6 protein-coding genes are annotated in these 5,695 nt (G+C 65.4%); all 6 read left to right on the top strand.

Annotated elements, in window-relative coordinates; translation table 11 throughout:
• Positions 1 to 888, top strand: an 888-nt coding sequence (gene dnaA, locus EOA33_RS22035) for a chromosomal replication initiator protein DnaA (RefSeq protein WP_127406582.1), incomplete at its 5' end; no start/stop codon positions are given.
• A gap of 403 nt (positions 889 to 1,291) precedes the next feature.
• A complete protein-coding gene (gene dnaN / locus EOA33_RS22030; RefSeq protein WP_126056646.1) occupies positions 1,292 to 2,410 on the top strand; it encodes a DNA polymerase III subunit beta in 1,119 nt (372 codons plus the stop codon).
• A gap of 25 nt (positions 2,411 to 2,435) precedes the next feature.
• Positions 2,436 to 3,593, top strand: a complete 1,158-nt coding sequence (gene recF / locus EOA33_RS22025; protein ID WP_126056647.1) for a DNA replication/repair protein RecF — start codon at positions 2,436 to 2,438, stop codon at positions 3,591 to 3,593.
• 31 nt (positions 3,594 to 3,624) lie between these two features.
• On the top strand, positions 3,625 to 4,374 hold the full coding sequence (locus tag EOA33_RS22020) for a molybdopterin-synthase adenylyltransferase MoeB (protein WP_127406581.1): 750 nt from the start codon (positions 3,625 to 3,627) through the stop codon (positions 4,372 to 4,374).
• A gap of 4 nt (positions 4,375 to 4,378) precedes the next feature.
• Positions 4,379 to 4,867, top strand: coding sequence for a GNAT family N-acetyltransferase (locus EOA33_RS22015; protein WP_127406579.1), 489 nt, complete (start codon positions 4,379 to 4,381; stop codon positions 4,865 to 4,867).
• Between the two features lie 8 nt (positions 4,868 to 4,875).
• Positions 4,876 to 5,695, top strand: an 820-nt coding sequence (locus EOA33_RS22010) for an aconitase X (RefSeq protein WP_281033538.1), incomplete at its 3' end; no start/stop codon positions are given.

Raw genomic sequence — 5,695 nt, 5'->3', positions numbered from 1 at the left:
ACGCATCTTCTGCAGGCGATCGCGGCGGAATCGCTGATACACAACCCGAAATCGCGCGTCGTCTACCTGACGGCCGAGTATTTCATGTGGCGCTTCGCCACCGCCATCCGCGACAACAACGCGCTAACGTTGAAGGAGCAACTGCGCGATATCGATCTCCTGATCATCGACGACATGCAGTTCCTGCAGGGCAAGTCGATCCAGCATGAGTTCTGCCACCTGATCAACATGCTGCTCGACAGCGCCAAGCAGGTGGTGGTTGCCGCCGACCGGCCGCCGTCCGAGCTGGAGTCGCTGGAGCCGCGCGTGCGCTCCCGCCTCAATGGCGGCGTGGCCCTGGAAATGTCGGCGCCGGACTTCGCAATGCGTCTCGGCATGCTGAAGCTGCGCCTCGCCACGGCCAAGGTCGACGATGCCTCGCTCGATATTTCGGACGAGATCCTCAACCATGTCGCGCGCACGGTGACCGGAAGCGGACGAGAGTTGGAAGGCGCCTTCAACCAGCTCCTGTTCAGACAGTCCTTCGAACCGCAGATCAGCATCGACCGTATCGACGAGATCCTCGGGCACATCTATCGCTCGGGCGAGCCGAAGCGAGTGCGCATCGAGGACATCCAGCGCATCGTGGCGCGCCACTACAACGTGTCGAAGACCGAGCTTCTGTCCAATCGGCGCACGCGCACCATCGTCAAGCCGCGGCAGGTGGCCATGTATCTGTCGAAGGTGATGACGCCGCGCTCGCTGCCCGAGATCGGACGGCGCTTCGGCGGCCGCGACCATACGACCGTGTTGCATGCGGTGCGCAAGATCGAGGACCTTTCGGGCGCCGACAACACGCTGGCGCAGGAACTGGAACTCTTGAGAAGACTGATCAACGACCAGGCTTGAGCGGCCGGGAAAGACCTGGAGCGGTTCAGCGTTTCATGGAATCGCCGAACCGCTCTAACTAATTGTTTCTACGCAATTCCGGACGGAAAACCGTTACACACTTTTCCTGGAATTGCCCTAAAGCGCGGCGCGCCCGTAACGGTCCATGCGACGCGCTGAGGTGTGGTTTTCATGCATGTCGTTGTTCTCGAACCGCTGCGCGCTTTTGGGTGACATGCATTAAACGGGGACTTCGCCGGCTTTATCCCCAGAAAGCCCGCGCAACCGGTCCGAACCGGTGGCGCGGGCTTGCGTTTGCAGGCTTTTTCCTGTCAGTTTAGGCAGATTCTGAGCCTGTTCAGAGCTTTCGCGGGGCGCCGCTCGCCGGAGACCCGCTCATTCATTCAAGCGAGCCTGTTTCGTCATGCGTGTTATCCTGGAACGGTCAAATCTCCTGAAGTCGCTCAACCATGTCCACCGCGTGGTCGAACGGCGCAACACCATACCGATCCTGTCTAACGTGCTGCTCAGCGCCGAGGGCGCCAGCCTCGAGATGAAGGCGACTGACCTTGACCTGGAGGTGACCGAAGCCACGCCCGCCAAGGTCGAGCGCGGCGGAGCCACAACGGTTCCGGCGCACCTGCTCTACGACATCGTGCGCAAGCTCGCCGACGGAGCGGAGGTGATGCTGAAGACCGACGAGGACGGCAATGCGATGACCGTCACCTCGGGCCGGTCGAGCTTCCGTCTGCAGTGCCTGCCGCAGTCCGATTTCCCGGAACTTTCGGCCGGCTCCTTCTCGCACATCTTCCGCCTCGATTCGGTCGACCTGAAAGGCCTGATCGAAAAGACGCAGTTCGCCATCTCCACCGAGGAGACGCGCTACTATCTGAACGGCATTTACCTGCACACGCATGAGGCCGGCGGCAAGCTGAAGCTGCGCTCGGTGGCGACCGATGGCCACCGCCTGGCGCGTGCCGAGATCGACGCGCCGGCCGGTTCGGAAGGCATGCCGGGCATCATCATCCCGCGCAAGACGGTCAGCGAGTTGCAGAAGCTGGTCGACGACCCGGATGTCGCCGTGACCACCGAACTTTCCGACACCAAAATCCGCTTCACCATCGGCAGCGTCGTTTTGACCTCGAAGCTGATCGACGGCACCTTCCCGGACTATCAGCGCGTGATTCCCACCGGCAACGACAAGAAGCTGATCATCGACCGCCAGAGCTTTGCCGCCGCAGTCGACCGTGTGTCGACAATTTCCTCGGAGCGCGGCCGGGCGGTGAAGCTGTCGATCGCCGAGGGACAGCTCACGCTCGCCGTCAACAATCCGGATTCCGGCAGCGCCACCGAGGAATTGTCGGCCGACTATTCGTCAGACCCGATCGAGATCGGCTTCAACGCCAAGTATCTGCTCGACGTCGCCGCCCAGCTCACCGGCTCGGAAGCGAAATTCATGCTTGCCGACGCCGGCTCGCCGACGCTGATCCACGACATGGCCGACGAGACCGCGCTCTACGTGCTGATGCCGATGCGGGTCTAGGCTGCGGCAGGGCCAGTTCGTTGCCGTGACGGGAGCTGCAAAACAGCAACAGACTCACATAAGTAAGCTTACACTTACCAACTTCCGCAACTATGCGGCGCTGTCCATCGATCTGTCGCCCGGGGCCGTGGTGCTGTCCGGCGACAATGGCGCCGGCAAGACCAATCTGCTGGAAGCGGTTTCGCTGCTGACGCCGGGGCGCGGCCTGCGCCGCGCGCCCTATGTCGATCTGGCGCGCGAAGGCGGCGATGGCGGTTTTGCGCTGCACGCCCGCATCGAGGGACCCGAAGGCCAGGTAGAGATCGGCACCGGCATTCCGGGTGGCGACAGCAGCGAAAGCGGCAGGCGCGTGCGGATCAACGGCGCTGCGGCGCGATCGGCCGAGGACATGCTGGAATGGCTGCGGGTCGTCTGGCTGACGCCGGCGATGGATGGCTTGTTCCCCGGGCCGGCCGCCGACCGGCGGCGCTTTCTCGACCGGCTGGTTCTGGCGATCGACCCCGGCCATGGCCAGCGCGCGCTCGACTACGAGAAGGCGATGCGAGGCCGTAACCGATTGCTTACGGAAGGATCGCGCGACGGCGGCTGGTTCGACGCCATCGAGACGCAGATGGCGGAGACCGGCGTGGCAATCGCCGCCGCCCGTGCCGAGCTGGTGCGCCTGCTTGCCGCCATGATTGAGCGGCTGCCTTCCAGCGGACCGTTTCCACAAGCCGACATCAGCCTCCACGGCGACCTGGAAAACGCGCTCGGCGCGGCGCCGGCGGTCGATGTCGAGGAGCGCTTCCGCCGTGCGCTCGCCGATGGCCGCGACCGCGACCGTGCCGCCGGACGCACGCTGGATGGCCCGCACCGTTCCGATCTCGTGGTGCGGCATAGGCCGAAGGCGATGCCGGCCGAGCTCTGCTCGACCGGCGAGCAGAAGGCGCTGCTGGTGGGGATCGTGGTGTCGCATGCGCGGCTGACCGGCGAGATGTCGGGGATGACGCCGATCCTGCTGCTCGACGAGATCGCGGCACATCTCGACGCCGGCCGGCGCGCGGCCCTGTTCTCGATCCTCGAGGAGCTCAATTGCCAGGCGTTCATGACCGGAACCGACGCCGCGCTGTTTTCCAGCCTCGAAGGCCGTGCGCAGTTCCTGACGGTCGACCACGGCACGGTTGGGCCAACCGAAGACCCCTGACAAGGTTTTTGCGCCGCGATAAGGTTTGGCCATGACCAAGCTTACCGACGAAGAACTCGAGCGCTATGCCCGCCATATCGTGCTGCCGGAGATCGGCGGCGCCGGCCAGCAGAGGCTCAAGCGCGCGCGGGTGCTGGTGATCGGCGCCGGCGGGCTCGGCGCGCCAGCGCTGGAATATCTTGCCGCCGCCGGCGTCGGCACGCTCGGCATCGTCGACGACGACACCGTCTCGCTGTCCAATTTGCAACGACAGGTGATCCATGCCACGGACGCGATCGGCATGGCCAAAACCGACAGCGCGTCGGCAGCGATCACGCGCATCAACCCCAATGTCGTGGTGGAGCCGCACCGCCTCAGGCTGACGGCGGACAGCGCCCCTGCCCTCGTCGCCCGCTACGACATCGTGGTCGACGGCTCCGACAATTTCGAGACGCGCTACGCGGTGGCCGATGCCTGCGCGGCGGAAGGCAAGCCCCTGGTGCACGCCGCCGTCGGCCGTTTCGACGGCTCGCTGACCGTGCTGAAGCCGTTCGAGGCCGGCGCCGACGGCAAGCCGAACCCGGGCTACCGCGATCTTTTCCCGGAAGCGCCTCCGGAGGGGCTGGTGCCGTCCTGCGCCGTTGCCGGCATTGTCGGCGCGCTGACCGGCGTCATCGGCACGCTGCAGGCGATGGAGACGATAAAGCTGATCACCGGCATCGGCGAGCCGCTTGTCGGCCGGCTTTTGCTCTACGACGCGCTCGGCGCGCGCTTCGACACGATCCGCTACAAGAGAGCCTGATCGCATGGACCGGCCGACAGGCGTCTTCGTTACGCAAATCCGACCCGATTTCGGGCGATGGGAGGAACTGTATTCGCTGATCATGCGCTCTTTCGCCTATATGGACGGCGTCATCGATCCGCCCTCCTCGGCGCATCTGCTGACCGCCGAAAGGCTCAAGGAAAAGGCCCGGCAGGAAATCGGGCTCCTGGCGCTGCGGGACGGCCGGATCGCCGGCTGCGTTTTCACGCAGGAGCGCGCCGATACCCTCTATGTCGGCAAGCTCGCCGTCGAGCCAGACTTGCAGGGGCAAGGCATCGGCAGGCTGCTGATGCAGGCCGCCGAGGACCTTGCCGTTAGCCGTGGCAAGGGCGCCGTCGAATTGCAAACGCGCATCGAACTCGATGGAAACCACCGGGCTTTCGTGCGGCTCGGCTTTGACGAGACCGAACGCACCGCGCATGAAGGCTACGACCGGGCGACCTCGATCACCATGCGCAAGGTGCTGTTATGAGCCTAACCTTGAGCGCGGAAGAACAGGCGATCGCCGCCGGTCGGGACGGCACGGGAATGGCGATGCGCATCGTTGCCGAAAGTGCCCGCCTGCTCGACGCGCCGCGGCTCATCCCAATCGCCTCGACGCATATTGACGGGGCGCTCTACCACGGCGATTCCGGCACACTGTTTGCCGAACGGCTTGTCGAGGGCGGCGCGCGCGTCGCGGTGCGCTCGACGCTCAATGTCGGCGCACTCGACCTGATGGGCTGCTCGCGCATCCGCCTCGAGGAGCCGCAGCGCGGCATGGCGCGGCGGATGATGGAAGCCTATCGCAAGCTTGGCTGCGAGCAGAGCTGGACCTGCGCTCCCTACCAGGCCGGGCACCGGCCGGCGCAGGGCAGCGACGTCGCCTGGGGCGAGTCCAACGCGGTGGTGTTCTGCAATTCGGTGCTGGGCGCGCGCACCAATCGCTATGGCGATTTCCTCGACATCGCCTGCGCCATCACAGGCCGCGCTCCCGACTATGGCCTGCACCGCCCGGACAACCGGCGGGCGCGACTTGTGTTCGATGTTTCAGGCCTCTCGCCTTCATTCCTCGTTTCCGAGATCGCGTGGCCGGTGCTTGGCAGCCTCTATGGCCGCGAGGTGGGCAACGCAGTCGGCGTCGTCACCGGCGTGGCCAGGCACCCCGGCGAGGACGCGCTGAAGGCCTTCGGCGCCGCCGCCGCCTCGTCCGGCGCCGTCGGCCTTTTTCACATTGCCGGCGTGACGCCGGAGGCGCCCGATGCCGAGACCATTCTCGCCGGCGCCGCGCCGGAAACGGTGATCCGCGTCACGCCCGAAA

Origin of the sequence: Mesorhizobium sp. M4A.F.Ca.ET.050.02.1.1 (genome assembly GCF_003997725.1) — a bacterium.
Taxonomy (GTDB): domain Bacteria; phylum Pseudomonadota; class Alphaproteobacteria; order Rhizobiales; family Rhizobiaceae; genus Mesorhizobium.
The sequence above is the reverse complement of the archived record's forward strand: the minus strand, read 5'-3'. Positions and strand labels throughout refer to the sequence as shown.